Below are 14,221 nucleotides of genomic sequence, written 5' to 3' on the forward strand. Positions count from 1 at the left end.
CCCGAGACCGCCATGCTAGAAACCGTCATCAAGCGCGATCGCGACCTGGGCACGCCGGCGCGCGAATCCGCCGTCACCGTCACCCTCACCATCGACGGCCAGGCCGTCACCGTGCCCGAGGGAACGTCGCTGATGCGCGCGGCCGCCGAGGCCGGCATCAACATCCCCAAGCTGTGCGCCACCGACAGCCTGGAGCCGTTCGGCTCCTGCCGGCTGTGCCTGGTGCAGATCGAAGGCCGCCGCGGCTATCCCGCGTCCTGCACCACGCCGGCCGAGAACGGCATGGTGGTCCATACCGAAACGCCCAAGCTGCACGACCTGCGCCGCGGCGTGATGGAGCTGTACATCTCCGATCACCCGCTGGATTGCCTGACCTGTCCGGCCAACGGCGACTGCGAACTGCAGGACATGGCCGGCGTGGTGGGCCTGCGCAACGTGCGCTACGGCTACGAGGGCGCCAACCACCTGAAAGACGCCAAGGACGAATCGAACCCGTACTTCACCTACGACCCGTCCAAGTGCATCGTCTGCAACCGCTGCGTGCGCGCCTGCGAGGAAACCCAGGGCACTTACGCGCTGACGATCTCCGGCAAGGGTTTCGAATCGCGCGTGGCGGCCGGCCAGGACCAGCCGTTCCTGGACAGCGAATGCGTGTCCTGCGGCGCCTGCGTGCAGGCCTGCCCGACCTCCACGCTGCAGGAAAAGACCGTCATCATGATGGGCCAGGCCGAGCATTCGGTGGTCACCACCTGCGCCTATTGCGGCGTGGGTTGCGGCTTCAAGGCCGAGATGAAGGGCCAGGAAGTGGTGCGCATGGTGCCCTGGAAGGACGGCAAGGCCAACCGTGGCCATTCCTGCGTGAAGGGCCGCTTCGCCTGGGGCTACGCGACCCACAAGGAGCGCGTGCTCAAGCCCATGATCCGCCAGCGCATCACCGACCCGTGGAAGGAAGTGTCGTGGGAAGAGGCGATCGCCTACGCGGCCTCGGAATTCCGCCGCATCCAGGACCGCTACGGCCGCGACGCGGTCGGCGGCATCACCTCGTCGCGCTGCACCAACGAAGAAACCTGGCTGGTCCAGAAGCTGGTGCGCGCCGCCTTCGGCACCAATAACGTCGACACCTGCGCGCGCGTCTGCCACTCGCCCACCGGCTACGGCCTGAAGCAGACGCTGGGCGAATCGGCCGGCACCCAGACCTTCGATTCGATCATGCACAGCGACGTGGTGATCGTCATGGGCGCCAACCCCAGCAGCGGCCACCCGGTGTTCGCCTCGCGCCTCAAGCGCCGCCTGCGCCAGGGCGCGCGCCTGATCGTGATCGACCCGCGCCGCATCGAGCTGGTGAGTTCGCCGCACATCAAGGCCGATTTCCATCTGCAGGTGCGCCCGGGCACCAATACCGCGCTGCTGTCGTCCATGGCCCACGTGATCGCCACCGAAGGCCTGATCGACGAAGCCTTCGTGGCCGCGCGCTGCGAGGCCAAGTCCTTCCAGCAGTGGCGCGATTTCGTGTCGCTGCCCGAGAACTCGCCCGAGGCGATGGAGGCCATCACCGGCGTGCCGGCGCAGGCCGTGCGCGGCGCGGCGCGCCTGTACGCCACCGGCGGCAACGGCTCCATCTATTACGGCCTGGGCGTGACCGAACACAGCCAGGGCTCGACCACCGTGATGGCGATCGCCAACCTGGCCATGGCCACGGCCAACATCGGCCGCGAAGGCGTGGGCGTCAATCCGCTGCGCGGGCAGAATAACGTGCAGGGCTCGTGCGACATGGGTTCGTTCCCGCACGAACTGCCGGGCTACCGCCATATCTCCGACGACGCGGTGCGCAGCCAGTTCGAACAGGACTGGGGCGTGACCCTGCAGCCCGAGCCCGGGCTGCGCATCCCCAACATGTTCGAGGCGGCGCTGGCCGGCTCGTTCAAGGGCCTGTACTGCCAGGGCGAGGACATCGTGCAGTCCGATCCCAACACCCAGCACGTCGCGGCCTCGCTGGCGGCGATGGAGTGCATCGTGGTGCAGGACCTGTTCCTGAACGAGACCGCCAAGTACGCGCACGTGTTCCTGCCGGGCTCGTCCTTCCTGGAGAAGGACGGCACCTTCACCAACGCCGAGCGCCGCATTTCGCGCGTGCGCAAAGTGATGCAGCCCAGAAACGGCAAGTCCGACTGGGAAGTCACCGTGGCGCTGTCGAACGCGCTGGGCTACCCCATGAACTACAGCCATCCCGGCGAGATCATGGACGAGATCGCGCGGCTGACGCCGACCTTCGCCGGCGTCACCTACGAGAAGCTGGACCGCCTGGGCAGCCTGCAATGGCCGTGCAACGACGAGGCGCCCGACGGCACGCCCACCATGCACGTGGACGAGTTCGTGCGCGGCAAGGGCCGCTTCATGATCACCAAGTACGTGCCCACCGACGAGCGCAGCACGCGCCGCTACCCGCTGCTGCTGACCACCGGCCGCATCCTGTCGCAGTACAACGTGGGCGCCCAGACCCGCCGCACGCCCAACGTGGCCTGGCACAGCGAGGACCTGCTGGAACTGCATCCGCAGGACGCCGAGGACCGCGGCGTGCGCGACGGCGACTGGGTCGGCGTGCAGAGCCGCGCCGGCGAGACCGTGCTGCGCGCCACGATCACCGACCGGGTGCAGCCGGGCGTGGTGTACACCACCTTCCACTTCCCCGAATCGGGCGCCAACGTGGTCACCACCGACAGCTCCGACTGGGCCACCAACTGCCCCGAGTACAAGGTCACCGCCGTGCAGGTCACGCGCGTGTCCCAGCCCTCGGAATGGCAGCGCGAGTGGTCGCGCTTCGCCGACATCCAGCACAAGCTGCTGCGCGAACGCGAACGCGAAGACGCCGCCGCGCTGGCCGGCAAATAAGGCCGCGAACCGCCATGATGTCCCTGCCCTTCCCCGCTCCCGCCGCCCGCGCCGACTGCGCGCGGGTGCCCATCACCCGCCTGCGCGCGGGCGCCTTCGGCGCCGGCGCCGAGGACTACGTGGCCGAGGAAACCCCGGTGGCCCTGGAGTTCAACGGCATCAGCCACGCCACCATGCTGGCGACGCCGGCCGACCTGGAGGACTTCGCGCTGGGCTTCGCGCTGTCCGAAGGCATCGTCGCCGGCGTCCATGACGTGCGCGGCATGGACCTGCTGCCGCGGCCCGACGGCATCGTGGTGCAGGTGGAAATCTCCAGCGCCTGCGAGGCGCGTCTCAAGGCCCGCCGGCGCGCGCTGGCCGGGCGCACCGGCTGCGGGCTGTGCGGCGTGGAAACGCTGCCCGAAGTGCTGCGTCCCGTCGCGCCGCTGGCCCGCGCCGCGCCGGTGCGCGTGCAGGCGGTGCTGGCCGCCATGCGCGCCATGCGCGCGCGCCAGGCGCTGCATGAATTGACCGGCGCCACCCACGCCGCGGGCTGGGCCGGCGCCGACGGCGCGCTGGCGCTGGTGCGCGAGGACGTGGGCCGCCACAACGCCCTGGACAAGCTCATCGGCGCCCTGGCGCGCCAGGGCATGCGCGCCGACGCCGGCATCGCCGCGGTGACCAGCCGCGCCAGCTTCGAAATGGTGCAGAAGACGGCGGCGGCCGGCATCGGCGTGCTGGCGGCCGTGTCCGCGCCCACCTCGCTGGCCATCCGCCTGGCGCAGGACGCCAACCTGACCCTGCTGGGATTCCTGCGCGGCGACGACGCCACGCTGTACTCCCATCCCGAGCGCATCGTCACCTGAACCGGACTACACCACGCATGGAAATCGGCAACCTCATCCGCATGGCCAACCGCATCGGCCAGTTCTTCGAAGCCATGCCCGACCGCCACGAGGCGCTCGAGGGCGTGGCCAACCACATCCATAAATTCTGGGAGCCGCGCATGCGCAACGAGCTCCTGGACTTCCTGGCCCGCAGCCCCGACGGCGACGCCGGCGACACCCGCCTGCACGGCCTGGTGCTGGAGGCGGTCACGCAGAACCGCCAGCGCCTGACGCCGGTCGCCCGCGCGCAATAGCCGGCGGCGGGGCGCGAAGCTGCTACATTGGCAGCCCGCGCCCTTTTCTTTTGCATCCCGAATGACTGCCCTGTCCCGCGCGCGCCGGCCCGCCGGAGCGACGCCTTGAACCCGCCCGAAATCCACTGGGAAGAAAACCAGCTTGCCCGCGCCGCGCGCTGGCGTTCCGAAAGCGGCGCCGCGCCGCCCCGGCGCGTGGTGCTGGCCGATGACACGCTCGGCGCGGACCAGGCCTACCGCCAGGCCTGCGAGGGCGTCGGCCTGCTATGGCGCGGCGACTTCCACAACGCGCGCCAGCTGCTGCAGGCCATGGCGCGGCGCGTCGACAAGCGTCCGCGCAAGCCCGCGGCCACGCTGCGCGACGCCTTCAACCAGCACCGCCAGTTCCAGTCGCAGCGCGCCCGCATCCTGGGCATGCTGCTGATCGGCTTCGACGCCGGCCACGGCATCGCCCTGCGCCGCGCGCCCGACGCGCGCCAGGCCTGCGAAGCCGCCTACGGCCCGGCCGACGAGCCCTACGTGGCCTCGCTGCGCGAGCTGCTGGGGCTGATCGGCGCCTACGAATGGCGCAAGAAAGGCGTGGAGATCGCGGCCCTGGGCGCGCGCATCCATCCGCACTACGGCGTGTTCTCGCCGCTGCGCGGCGAATACGTGGACCTGGTGGCGCAGGCGCCGCTGCCGCCCGGCGACGCCGCCTTCGACATCGGCACCGGCAGCGGCGTGCTGGCCGCCGTGCTGGCGCGCCGCGGCTTCAGGCGCGTGGTCGGCACCGACCAGGACCCGCGCGCCCTGGCCTGCGCCCGCGAAAACCTGCAAAGGCTGGGACTGGAAGACCGGGTGGAACTGGCGCAGGCCGACCTCTATCCCGAGGGCCGCGCGGCGCTGGTCGTGTGCAACCCGCCCTGGGTGCCGGCGCGCCCCAGCTCGCCGGTGGAATACGCCGTGTACGACCCCGACAGCCGCATGCTGCGCGGCTTCCTGGACGGCCTGGCCGCGCACCTGGCGCCAGGCGGCGAAGGCTGGCTGATCCTGTCGGACCTGGCCGAGCACCTCGGCCTGCGCAGCCGCGAACAGCTGCTGGAATGGATCGCCCAGGCCGGGCTGCGCGTGGCGGGCCGGCTCGACACCCGGCCCACCCACGGCCGCGCCGCCGACACGGCCGACCCGCTGCATGCGGCGCGCTCGCGCGAGGTGACCTCGCTGTGGCGGCTGGCGGCGGCCTAGGGCCTGTTCACACTAAAAGGAGCCACGCACAGGCCCTAGACGCGCCCGGCCGCCACGTTCACGCTGATGGCGATGATGAACACGTTGAAGAAAAACGCGATGACGCTGTGCGTCAGCGCGGTGCGGCGCAGCCGCCGGTTCACGATCTGCACGTCCGAGACCTGGAAGGTCATGCCCAGCACCAGCGCGAAGTACGCGAAGTCCCAGTAGTCAGGATCTTCCGTGCCGGGAAAGTCCAGGCCCTTGTGCATGGCGTTGCGGTGGCCGTAATAGCCGTGGGCGTAATGCAGCGCGAAGATCATGTTCATGTAGAGCCACGACAGGATGATGGTCGCGGCGGCGGCCAGCATGGCCAGCACGCTGCTGGCGCCTTCCTCGATGCGCAGCTCCACCCACAGCGCCGTCATCACCATGCAGGACAGCGCCACGCTGCTCCACAGCACGCCCGTGCGGCCCACGTCCTGCTCCTGCGCGTGGCGGCGCATGGCCTGGGCGCTGGTGCGGCCGAACACGCGTGCCGTCAGGATCAGGAAGACCAGCGCCCCCAGGTCGAATCCCAGCAGCAGCGCCAGCACCAGCGGCAGGCCCGCGGCGTACAGCACGCCGGCGCCGGCCAGCAGCAGCGCGGCGCACAGCACCAGGCGCCGGTGCGCATGGAAGAACGGCAGGCTGGCGGCGGCGGTCTCGGGCTCGAAATCCTTGAGCGGGGGCATGGCGGGCTCCTGCGCGTGGCGAGGCAAGCCCCTACCCTAACCGATGCCGAGCAAACCGGCCAGCGCCCCGCCGAACAGCAGCCACAGCGGATGGATGCGGGTCACGCTGCCCAGCAGCGCCACCAGCGCGGCGATCGCGCCCAGCAGCCAGCTGTGCACCGAGGCCTCGGTGATCAGGGCCGCGCTGGCGGCCACCAGGCCCACCGTCATGGGAAAGATGCCGGCCTGGATCACGCCGCGCCACGGGCGGTCCTTGAAGCGTTCCCACAGGCCCAGCGCGATCACGGTGATCACCGAGGATGGGCCGAACTTGGCGATGGTGGTGACCAGCACGCCCAGGCCGCCGGCCACGTGCCAGCCCACCAGCGTGACCACCATCAGGTTGGGACCCGGCGCGGCCTGCCCCAGCGCGAACAGGGCCGAAAAGTCCGCCGCGCTCATCCAGCCATGCACTTGCACGACCTGGCGCTGCATCTCGGGCAGGATGGTGTTGCCGCCGCCGAAGGCCAGCACCGACAGCTCGGCGAAGATCAGGCCCAGCGCGATAAGGGTATGGATCATCGACGCTGCCTCCACACCACCAGGATGCTCAGCGGCGTCAGCACCGCCATGGTCGGCAGCAGCGGAATGCGCAGCACGGCGATGGCGATGAAACACACCGTGGCGACCGCGCCGGCCAGCCAGTCGCGGCGCTTGAAAACCGGGGTGCCGATCTTCACCGCCATCGAGATCAGCAGGCCCGCGGCGGCGGCGGCCAGCCCGGCGAACAGGTGCTGGATGTGCGGATCGTCCTGGAACCGGTCGTACACCATGCCCAGCATGATCACGATGATCGACGGCGCCAGGATCAGGCCCATCAGCGCCGCGAAGGCGCCGCGCGGGCCGCGGAATTTCATGCCCAGCGCGACCGAAAGATTGATGATGTTGCCGCCCGGCAGGAACTGGCACAGGCCCAGCAGATCGGTGAACTCGGGGCCGCTCAGCCAGCGGTGCTTTTCGACCACCATGCGGCGCGCCAGCGGCAGCGCGCCGCCGAAGGCCGTCAGGCCGAGCATCAGGAATCCGTAGAACAGTTGCCCACAGGTGGGCGGGGGCCGCAAGGCGGCCTCGGTGGTGGAGGGTGCTGCTGCGTTCATTTTTATGTGACCAGTAAAGAGTTTGCAGCCTACTCTCCCCACTAGATAATGTCTAATATATGGAAATCTACTGACTCATATCGGGCACATATGGCGTCCATCGACTTGCGGCTGCTGCGCTACTTCGTGGCGGTCGCGGAAGAATCCCACCTGACCAAGGCCGCGGCGCGGCTCGGCATCCGCCAGCCGCCGCTCAGCCAGCAGATCCGCGTGCTGGAAGAGGGGCTGGGCGTCACGCTGTTCCACCGCCTGCCGCGCGGCATGGAACTCACCGAAAGCGGCCGCGCGCTGCTGGAGGACGCGCACAAGATCCTGGCGCTCACCGAGCAGGCGGTCGAAGGCGTGCGCCGCGTGTCGCAGGGCGAGGCCGGCCGCCTGACCGTCGGCTTCACCGGATCGGCCGCCTTCCACCCGTTCGTGCCCTCGGTGATCCGGCGCTTTCGCGAACTGGCGCCGAACGTGCGGCTGGTGCTGGAGGAAAGCAGCACCGGCGAACTGATGGACGACGTGTGCGACGGCCGGGTGGACGTGGCGTTCGTGCGCGGCCCCTATGGCCCGGACCGCGGCGTGGTGGTGGAAAAAGTGCTGGACGAAACCATGCTGGCCGCGTTTCCCGCCGACCATCCGGCGGTGCGGCGGCGCCCGCGCCAGCGCATCGCGCTGTCCGAACTTGCCGACGAATCCCTGATCCTGTACCGCCGCCACAGCGGGCCGGGCCTGTACGACGCCATCCTGGCGGCCTGCGCCGCCGCCGGTTTCAGCCCGCGCATCGCGCAGGAAGCGCCGCGCATGCTGTCCACGCTGAGCCTGGTTGCCGCCGGGCTGGGCGTCTCGCTGGTGCCGGCGTCGCTGCGCCGCGTCAACATCGAGGGTGTGGTCTACGTCAGCGTCAGCCGGCCCGCCTCGCTGCGCGCGCCGCTGAACCTGATCTGGCGCGATGCGCCGCTGTCGGGCGCGGCCCGCAGGCTGATCGAAGAGGTCCGCCGCCACCGCCAGGAATCGCCGTGAGCGCCGCGGCGCTACACTGCCGCACACCCCAATCCGCTTTTCTTTCATGCTTTCCGAATCCCCCATCGGCATCTACGACTCCGGCGTCGGCGGGCTGAGCGTGCTGCGCGCGATCCGCGACGCGCTGCCACAGGAATCCCTGCTGTACGTGGCCGATTCCGCGCACGTGCCCTATGGCGAAAAAACGCCGCAGTTCGTGGCGCAGCGCGCCGCCACGCTGGCCGATTACTTCGTCTCCTGCGGCGCCAAGGCCATGGTGGTGGCCTGCAACACCGCCACCGCGGCCGCCATCGCGCAGCTGCGCCAGCGCCATCCCGGGCTGGTCATCATCGGCGTGGAGCCGGCGATCAAGCCGGCCGCCCACCTGACCCAGAGCGGCGTGGTCGGCGTGTTCGCCACCACCGGCACGCTGGCCAGCGCCAAGTTCGCCGCCCTGGTGCGGCGCGAGGCGCCCGAGGTGCGCATCCTGCTGCAGCCCTGCCCCGAATGGGTGCGGCTGGTGGAGCAAGGCGTGCTGCACGGGCCGCAGGCCGAGGCCGCGGTGCGCGGCCCGGTGGCGCAGCTGCGCGAGGCCGGCGCGGACGTGCTGGTGCTGGGTTGCACCCATTTCCCGTTCCTGCGCGAGGCCATCGAGGCGGCCGCCGGCCCCGGCGTGCCGCTGCTGGAAACCGGCGCCCCGGTGGCGCGCAGGCTGCGCCACCAGTTGCAGGAACGCGGCCTGCTGAGCGCGGGCGGCCCGGGCGCGCTGCGGCTACAGACCAGCGGCGCGGCCGGCGCGCTCGCTGCGCAGGCCAGCCGCCTGCTGGGCCAGGCGCTGGCCGCCGACGCGCTGGCCGAACGCTGGCGCTGAATGCCGGCGGCTTGATCCGGCGCATTCCGCGGCGGCGCGATTCGGCCAATAATGGGCGTACAGCGCACGCCGGCGCTCATCCGGAGACACCCGTGAAACGCATCCTGATCCCCGTGGACGGTTCGCAGCCGTCCCTCCACGCCGTCCAGGCCCTGATCGACGCCCGCCGCTACGCCCCGGTCGAACGGGTCGAACTCCTCAACGTCCAGATTCCGCTGCAGGCCGGCAAGATCGGCCGCGGCCTGTCGCAGGCCGAGATCGACGCCTACCACCAGGAGGAAGGCGAGGCCGCCCTGCAGGCCGCCCGCGCGCTGCTGAGCAAGGCCGGCGTGCCGTTCGAGGAACGCATCGAAATCGGCGCGGCGGCCGACACCATCGTGCGCGTCGCCCAGGAAACCGACGCCGACGAGATCTACATGGGCTCGCGCGGCCTGGGCTCGGTTTCGTCGTGGTTCCTGGGTTCGGTCGCGACCCGCGTCCTGCACCTGGCGGAACTGCCCGTCACGCTGGCCAAGTAAGGCCCGGAGGAACAACCATGCTGAACATCCTGGTCCCCGTCGACGGCTCCGACTACGCCAACCGCGCCGTCCTGTACGCCCGCGAGCTCGCCCAGGGCGCGGGCGCCGCCCACATCCACCTGCTCAATGTCCAGACGCCCGTGCAGGGCCGCGCCGGCCTGTCGCGGCTCATCACCCAGGACATGATCGACGAGTTCTACGCCCGCGAAGGCGAAGAGGCGATGGAAGAGGCGCGCAAGCTGCTCGACGTGACCGGCACCGCCTACACGCGGCACGTCGCCTTCGGCCACGTGGCCAGCGAAATCGCCGGCTACGCGCGCGACCACCGCTGCGAGCGCATCGTCATGGGCACGCGCGGCAACGGCGCGCTGGCCAACATCCTGATCGGCTCGGCCGCCAATCAGGTGCTGCAGCTGGCCGACGCGCCGGTCACCCTGATCAAGTAGCCGCGCCCGCGGTTCAGGCGGCCGGCAGCCGCAGCGACACGCGCAGCCCGCCCAGCGGCGAGCGCGCCGCGCTCACCTCGCCGCCGTAGGTGGCGGCCAGGTCGCGCACGATGTCCAGGCCCAGGCCCGAGCCGGGTCGCTGTTCGTCCATGCGCACGCCGCGCAGGAAGATGCGCTCGCGCTCGTGGTCCTCGATGCCCGGGCCGTCGTCGTCGACGTGGATCGACAGGCGCCCCGGCCCGTCCTCCTGCGCCGTGAGCCGCACCCGGCCGGCCGCCCACTTGCAGGCGTTGTCCAGCAGGTTGCCCAGCATTTCCTGCAGGTCCTGCTGTTCGCCGCGAAACGCCAGGCCGGGCGCGGCCTGGGCGTCCTCGATCTGCAGGCCGCGCTGCGCGTACAGGCGCCGCACCACGCGCAGCAGGCCCTGCGCCGTTTCCGCCAGCGGCGTGCGTCCGTCGGCCGCGCCCGAGGCCGCCGCGGCCCGGGCCCGCGCCAGGTGATAGTCGATCTGCCGGTTCGCCATGCCGACCTGCTCGCGCACCAGCGCCGCCAGCGGCCCTTGCTCGCGCGCGGCGGCGTTGGCCAGGATGGCCAGCGGCGTCTTGACCGCGTGCGCCAGGTTGCCGGCCTGGGTGCGCGCGCGCTGCACGATCTCGGCGTTCATCGCCAGCACCTGGTTGAAATCGTCGACCAGCGGCTGGATCTCGCTGGGAAAACTTCCCTCGATGCGGCGGCTGTCGCCCGCGTCCTGCGCCGCCAGCTCGCGCCGCAGCCGCGCCAGCGGCCGCAGGCCGACCAGCACCTGCACCACCGCGGCCACGGTCAGCCCGGCGGCCAGCGCGCCCAGCGCGATCGCCAGCATGTGGTTGAAGCGTTCGATGGGTTCGGCCAGCGCGGCGCGGTCCGCCGCCACCAGCAGCCGCAGCGGCGCCGCGCCGTCCTCGGCCGGCGTGACCACGCGCCCCAGCGCGGCCAGTTCGCGCCCGCCCGGGCCAGCCACGTCGTAGGCGCGGTCGCCCTCGCCCGGCGCCTCGGGCGGCGCCTGCAGGGTCTGGTCCCACAACGAACGCGAACGCGCCACGCCGGCGGCGGCCGGCTGCCCGTTCGCGGCCAGCCGGTCGATCTGCCAGTACAGGCCCGACAGCGGCTGCTCCAGGCGCGGATCGCTCAGCGGCGGGGCCACCGCCGGCCGGCCGTCCGCGCCGACGTTGAGGGCGGCCGTCAGCTGGTTCAGGTGCAGCGTCAGTTCGGCTCGCAGTTGCTGGGTGATGTGCTGGCGGAACAGGCTGGCCAGGCCCCAGCCCGCCAGCGCCACCGAGGCCAGTATCCAGGCCAGCGTGCCGGCCAGCAGCCGCAGCCGCAGCGAGCGCGCCGCGGGCCGCGTCATTGCGGGGCCGCCAGGCGGTAGCCCAGCCCGCGCACGGTTTCGATGGTGTCGGGCGGCAGCTTCTTGCGCAGCCGGCCGACGAAGACCTCGATGGTGTTGGAATCGCGGTCGAGGTCCTGCGCGTAGACGTGCTCGGTCAGTTCGCTGCGCGAGACCACTTCGCCGGCGCGCTGCATCAGCACCGACAGCACCTTGAATTCGTGACTGGTCAGCGTCAGCGGACGGCCGTCCACGCTGACCCGCGCCTGGCGCGTGTCCAGCAGCAGCGGGCCGCAACGCCATTGCGCGCTGGCGTGCGCGGTGCTGCGGCGCAGCAGCGCGCGCACCCGCGCCAGCAGCTCTTCCATGTGGAACGGCTTGGTCAGGTAATCGTCGGCGCCGGCGTCTATGCCGGCCACTTTTTCATGCCAGTTGTCGCGCGCGGTCAGGATCAGCACCGGCATGTTGCGACCGCCGGCGCGCCAGGCCTTCAGCACGGTCAGGCCGTCCACCACGGGCAGGCCCAGGTCCAGCACCACCGCGTCGAACGCCTCCACGTCGCCCAGGTAGCGCGCCGATTCGCCGTCGGCGGCGGCATCCACGGTATGGCCGGCGGCGCGCAGCGCCTCGGCGAGCTGGCCGGCCAGCGTGGGTTCGTCTTCGACCACCAGTATCCGCATCAGGGTTCGCCTTTGAACTTGATGTCGCGGCCCTTGATCCCCAGCAGCGTGCCGTCGCGCGCGTCGAGCTTCAGTTTGAGGATGCCGCCGCCGCTTTGCAGCACCCGGATCTCGTAGATGAATTCGTCGTCGTCCTCCTCGAACTCGACCTTGACCACCTGCCCCGGGAAATCGCGCTCCACGATGTCCAGCACCGCGCCCAGCGGCAGCACCTTGCCGGCCTGCAGCGCCTGGCGCGCGCGCTCGTGGTCGCTCTCGTCGGCCAGGCCGGCCACCGGCCCCGCGATCAGCGCGAGCGCGAGCGCGCAGGCCGGCAGCATGCCTGCGGGCCTGAATCCGGTTCTAGGGTCGCGCAACGCCGGGCCTCTCTGTGGAAATGGGGGATTCAAAAGGGGATGGATCAGGCGTCTTTTATACCGCGGCGCGGATGAACCGGGCATGAACGGCGTCTTCAGAACCGGTTCATGCGCCAACCCGAATAATGCCGGCAGGCCGTGAGGACGGCCCCATCCATCCAGTCCAAACCTTAGGAGAATTCCATGATGACGCGCATTCAGAAAACCCTGGCAGCCCTGGCGATCGGCGGCTCGGTCCTGGCGGCGGGCGCCGCCGTCCATGCCCAGGCCGCGCCGCAGCAGGCGCCGGCCCTCGCGGCCACCGCGCCCGCGGCCCCGATGCTGACGATCCGCCAGGTCTACGACAAGATGGAGGCGGCCGGCTACCGCAACATCTCCGAGATCGAGCGTTCCCGCAAGCACGGCTACGAGGTCAAGGCCGACGACCCGCAGGGCCAGCGCGTCAAGCTCCACGTCGATCCGCAGACCGGCGCCGTGACCCGCAGCCGCTTCGACGACTGAAGGCCGAAGGGCGCGCCAGCGCCCGAGTATGATGGGACATCGTCCGGGAGTCGCATCATGCAGATCCTACGTACCGCGGCGGCGGCCGGCCTGGCGCTGGCCACGCTCAGCGCCTGCGGCGAAATGGCCACGCTGCCCGTCGAGGCGGGCATGGGGCCGGCGCCGCAGCTGCCCGCCCCCAATCCCACCCTGATCCCCACCGTCAAGACCGCCAAGGCCGTAGGCTGGCCCGCCGGCGCCCATCCGCGGGCCGCGGACGGCCTGGCCGTGACCGGCTTCGCCGCCGGCCTGGACCATCCGCGCTGGCTGTACGTGCTGCCCAACGGCGACGTGCTGGTGGCCGAGACCAACGCGCCGCCCAAGCCGGAATCGGCCTCGGGCGGGCTGAAGGGCTGGATCGCCAGCCTGGTAATGAAGCGGGCCGGGGCCCGCACGCCCAGCGCCAACCGCATCACGCTGCTGCGCGACGCCGACGGCGACGGCGTGGCCGAAACCCGCGGCGTGCTGCTCGCAGGCCTGAACTCGCCGTTCGGCATGGCGCTCATCGGCCGGCACCTGTACGTGGCCAACGCGGACGCGGTGCTGCGCTTTCCGTACGAGTCCGGGCAGACCCGCATCGACGCGCCGGGCGAAAAAGTCACCGACCTGCCCGCCGGCATCAACCACCACTGGACCAAGAACCTGCTGGCCAGCCCCGACGGCGCCCGGCTGTACGTCTCGGTCGGCTCCAACAGCAACGTGGCCGAGAACGGCATGGACGCCGAAACCGGCCGCGCGGCCATCTGGGAGATCGACGTGGCCAGCGGCGCCAAGCGCCTGTACGCCACCGGGCTGCGCAATCCGGTGGGCATGGCCTGGGGGCCCGACGGCAAGACGCTGTGGACCGCGGTCAACGAACGCGACGAACTCGGCAGCGACCTGGTGCCCGACTACATGACCTCGGTGCGCGACGGCGGCTTCTACGGCTGGCCCTACAGCTACTTCGGCCAGCACGTCGACACCCGCGTCGCGCCGCAGCGGCCCGACCTGGTGGCGCGCGCCATCGTGCCCGACTACGCGCTGGGACCGCACACCGCCTCGCTGGGCCTGGCCTGGTCCGGCGGCGCCAGGCTGCCCTACGGCGAGGGCATGTTCGTGGGCCAGCACGGCTCCTGGAACCGCAATCCGCCCAGCGGCTACAAGGTCATCTTCGTGCCGTTCGCCGGCGGCCGGCCCGGCGGGCCGCCGCAAGACGTGCTGACCGGTTTCCTGGACGAAAGCGGCCAGGCGCAGGGCCGGCCGGTCGGCGTGGCCGTCGACCGCCGCGGCGGCCTGCTGGTGGCCGACGACGTCGGCAACGCGGTCTGGCGGGTCGGCGCCGCGCCCTGAGCCGCCCCTACAATGTCCGCTCCGAATATTCGACACAGGAGCGAAC

General features: G+C 71.1%; 16 protein-coding genes. 10 read left to right on the forward strand and 6 right to left on the reverse strand.

Features of this window, described 5'->3' with window-relative positions; all coding sequences use genetic code 11:
* The first annotated feature begins 12 nt into the window (after nt 1-12).
* The 4 genes from fdhF to C1I89_RS16315 all read left to right on the forward strand — a co-directional run bounded on the left by fdhF (nt 13) and on the right by C1I89_RS16315 (nt 5,233).
* Nucleotides 13-2,889 (forward strand): formate dehydrogenase subunit alpha, encoded by a 2,877-nt coding sequence (gene fdhF, locus C1I89_RS16300; RefSeq protein ID WP_102773739.1) that lies wholly within the window; start codon nt 13-15, stop codon nt 2,887-2,889.
* A 14-nt stretch (nt 2,890-2,903) separates the two neighbouring features.
* Nucleotides 2,904-3,734, forward strand: a complete 831-nt coding sequence (fdhD, locus tag C1I89_RS16305; RefSeq protein ID WP_440130639.1) for a formate dehydrogenase accessory sulfurtransferase FdhD — start codon at nt 2,904-2,906, stop codon at nt 3,732-3,734.
* A gap of 17 nt (nt 3,735-3,751) precedes the next feature.
* Nucleotides 3,752-4,009 (forward strand): formate dehydrogenase subunit delta, encoded by a 258-nt coding sequence (locus C1I89_RS16310; RefSeq protein ID WP_102773740.1) that lies wholly within the window; start codon nt 3,752-3,754, stop codon nt 4,007-4,009.
* 105 nt (nt 4,010-4,114) lie between these two features.
* Nucleotides 4,115-5,233: a methyltransferase gene (locus C1I89_RS16315; RefSeq protein WP_102773741.1), complete on the forward strand. Its 1,119-nt coding sequence runs from the start codon at nt 4,115-4,117 to the stop codon at nt 5,231-5,233.
* A 35-nt stretch (nt 5,234-5,268) separates the two neighbouring features.
* Here C1I89_RS16315 and C1I89_RS16320 read toward each other — a convergent pair whose 3' ends face one another.
* From C1I89_RS16320 to C1I89_RS16330, 3 genes are read right to left on the reverse strand one after another with little or no spacing between them, the layout of a single operon-like run.
* A complete protein-coding gene (locus tag C1I89_RS16320; protein ID WP_102773742.1) occupies nt 5,269-5,946 on the reverse strand; it encodes a DUF1345 domain-containing protein in 678 nt (225 codons plus the stop codon).
* A 36-nt stretch (nt 5,947-5,982) separates the two neighbouring features.
* Nucleotides 5,983-6,507 (reverse strand): chromate transporter, encoded by a 525-nt coding sequence (locus C1I89_RS16325; protein ID WP_102773743.1) that lies wholly within the window; start codon nt 6,505-6,507, stop codon nt 5,983-5,985.
* Complete coding sequence (locus C1I89_RS16330) at nt 6,504-7,082, reverse strand: chromate transporter (protein ID WP_102773744.1); 579 nt, start codon at nt 7,080-7,082, stop codon at nt 6,504-6,506. The genes C1I89_RS16325 and C1I89_RS16330 overlap by 4 nt, the downstream gene beginning before the upstream one ends.
* Before the next feature lie 90 nt (nt 7,083-7,172).
* Here C1I89_RS16330 and C1I89_RS16335 point away from each other — a divergent pair, with 90 nt between their 5' ends.
* The 4 genes from C1I89_RS16335 to C1I89_RS16350 all read left to right on the forward strand — a co-directional run bounded on the left by C1I89_RS16335 (nt 7,173) and on the right by C1I89_RS16350 (nt 9,904).
* Entirely contained in the window at nt 7,173-8,090 is a 918-nt protein-coding gene (locus C1I89_RS16335) for a LysR family transcriptional regulator (protein WP_102773745.1), read from the forward strand.
* A gap of 46 nt (nt 8,091-8,136) precedes the next feature.
* Complete coding sequence (murI, locus tag C1I89_RS16340) at nt 8,137-8,940, forward strand: glutamate racemase (RefSeq protein ID WP_102773746.1); 804 nt, start codon at nt 8,137-8,139, stop codon at nt 8,938-8,940.
* Between the two features lie 92 nt (nt 8,941-9,032).
* Nucleotides 9,033-9,458 (forward strand): universal stress protein, encoded by a 426-nt coding sequence (locus C1I89_RS16345; RefSeq protein WP_102773747.1) that lies wholly within the window; start codon nt 9,033-9,035, stop codon nt 9,456-9,458.
* Nucleotides 9,459-9,475: 17 nt separating this feature from the next.
* Nucleotides 9,476-9,904: a universal stress protein gene (locus C1I89_RS16350; RefSeq protein WP_102773748.1), complete on the forward strand. Its 429-nt coding sequence runs from the start codon at nt 9,476-9,478 to the stop codon at nt 9,902-9,904.
* A 13-nt stretch (nt 9,905-9,917) separates the two neighbouring features.
* Here C1I89_RS16350 and C1I89_RS16355 read toward each other — a convergent pair whose 3' ends face one another.
* The 3 genes from C1I89_RS16355 to C1I89_RS16365 are packed head-to-tail and all read right to left on the reverse strand — an operon-like array spanning nt 9,918 to nt 12,270.
* On the reverse strand, nt 9,918-11,291 hold the full coding sequence (locus C1I89_RS16355) for a sensor histidine kinase (RefSeq protein WP_102773749.1): 1,374 nt from the start codon (nt 11,289-11,291) through the stop codon (nt 9,918-9,920).
* Nucleotides 11,288-11,950: a response regulator transcription factor gene (locus C1I89_RS16360; RefSeq protein ID WP_102773750.1), complete on the reverse strand. Its 663-nt coding sequence runs from the start codon at nt 11,948-11,950 to the stop codon at nt 11,288-11,290. The genes C1I89_RS16355 and C1I89_RS16360 overlap by 4 nt, the downstream gene beginning before the upstream one ends.
* Nucleotides 11,950-12,270, reverse strand: coding sequence for a PepSY domain-containing protein (locus tag C1I89_RS16365; RefSeq protein ID WP_102773751.1), 321 nt, complete (start codon nt 12,268-12,270; stop codon nt 11,950-11,952). The genes C1I89_RS16360 and C1I89_RS16365 overlap by 1 nt, the downstream gene beginning before the upstream one ends.
* 222 nt (nt 12,271-12,492) lie before the next feature.
* On the opposite strand from C1I89_RS16365, the gene C1I89_RS16370 reads away from it, so the two are divergent.
* Both C1I89_RS16370 and C1I89_RS16375 read left to right on the forward strand, forming a co-directional pair.
* Complete coding sequence (locus tag C1I89_RS16370; protein ID WP_181390988.1) at nt 12,493-12,807, forward strand: PepSY domain-containing protein; 315 nt, start codon at nt 12,493-12,495, stop codon at nt 12,805-12,807.
* Nucleotides 12,808-12,864: 57 nt separating this feature from the next.
* Nucleotides 12,865-14,175 carry a PQQ-dependent sugar dehydrogenase gene (locus C1I89_RS16375; protein WP_102773753.1) on the forward strand — a complete coding sequence of 437 codons (1,311 nt, stop codon included), beginning with the start codon at nt 12,865-12,867 and terminating at the stop codon, nt 14,173-14,175.
* Nucleotides 14,176-14,221 lie beyond the last annotated feature (46 nt).

It is taken from the genome of Achromobacter pulmonis, from assembly GCF_002885955.2.
GTDB lineage: Bacteria > Pseudomonadota > Gammaproteobacteria > Burkholderiales > Burkholderiaceae_B > Achromobacter > Achromobacter pulmonis_A.

Excerpts from the sequence above, each read along its gene's own strand:
- C1I89_RS16360 (WP_102773750.1), bottom strand. The coding sequence starts at position 11,950 with ATGCGGATACTGGTGGTCGAAGACGAACCCACGCTGGCCGGCCAGCTC.
- C1I89_RS16330 (WP_102773744.1), bottom strand. The coding sequence starts at position 7,082 with ATGAACGCAGCAGCACCCTCCACCACCGAGGCCGCCTTGCGGCCCCCG.
- C1I89_RS16350 (WP_102773748.1), top strand. The coding sequence starts at position 9,476 with ATGCTGAACATCCTGGTCCCCGTCGACGGCTCCGACTACGCCAACCGC.
- C1I89_RS16355 (WP_102773749.1), bottom strand. The coding sequence starts at position 11,291 with ATGACGCGGCCCGCGGCGCGCTCGCTGCGGCTGCGGCTGCTGGCCGGC.
- murI (WP_102773746.1), top strand. The coding sequence starts at position 8,137 with ATGCTTTCCGAATCCCCCATCGGCATCTACGACTCCGGCGTCGGCGGG.
- C1I89_RS16365 (WP_102773751.1), bottom strand. The coding sequence starts at position 12,270 with ATGCTGCCGGCCTGCGCGCTCGCGCTCGCGCTGATCGCGGGGCCGGTG.
- C1I89_RS16310 (WP_102773740.1), top strand. The coding sequence starts at position 3,752 with ATGGAAATCGGCAACCTCATCCGCATGGCCAACCGCATCGGCCAGTTC.
- C1I89_RS16375 (WP_102773753.1), top strand. The coding sequence starts at position 12,865 with ATGCAGATCCTACGTACCGCGGCGGCGGCCGGCCTGGCGCTGGCCACG.
- C1I89_RS16320 (WP_102773742.1), bottom strand. The coding sequence starts at position 5,946 with ATGCCCCCGCTCAAGGATTTCGAGCCCGAGACCGCCGCCGCCAGCCTG.
- fdhF (WP_102773739.1), top strand. The coding sequence starts at position 13 with ATGCTAGAAACCGTCATCAAGCGCGATCGCGACCTGGGCACGCCGGCG.
- C1I89_RS16325 (WP_102773743.1), bottom strand. The coding sequence starts at position 6,507 with ATGATCCATACCCTTATCGCGCTGGGCCTGATCTTCGCCGAGCTGTCG.
- C1I89_RS16335 (WP_102773745.1), top strand. The coding sequence starts at position 7,173 with ATGGCGTCCATCGACTTGCGGCTGCTGCGCTACTTCGTGGCGGTCGCG.
- fdhD (WP_440130639.1), top strand. The coding sequence starts at position 2,904 with ATGATGTCCCTGCCCTTCCCCGCTCCCGCCGCCCGCGCCGACTGCGCG.
- C1I89_RS16370 (WP_181390988.1), top strand. The coding sequence starts at position 12,493 with ATGACGCGCATTCAGAAAACCCTGGCAGCCCTGGCGATCGGCGGCTCG.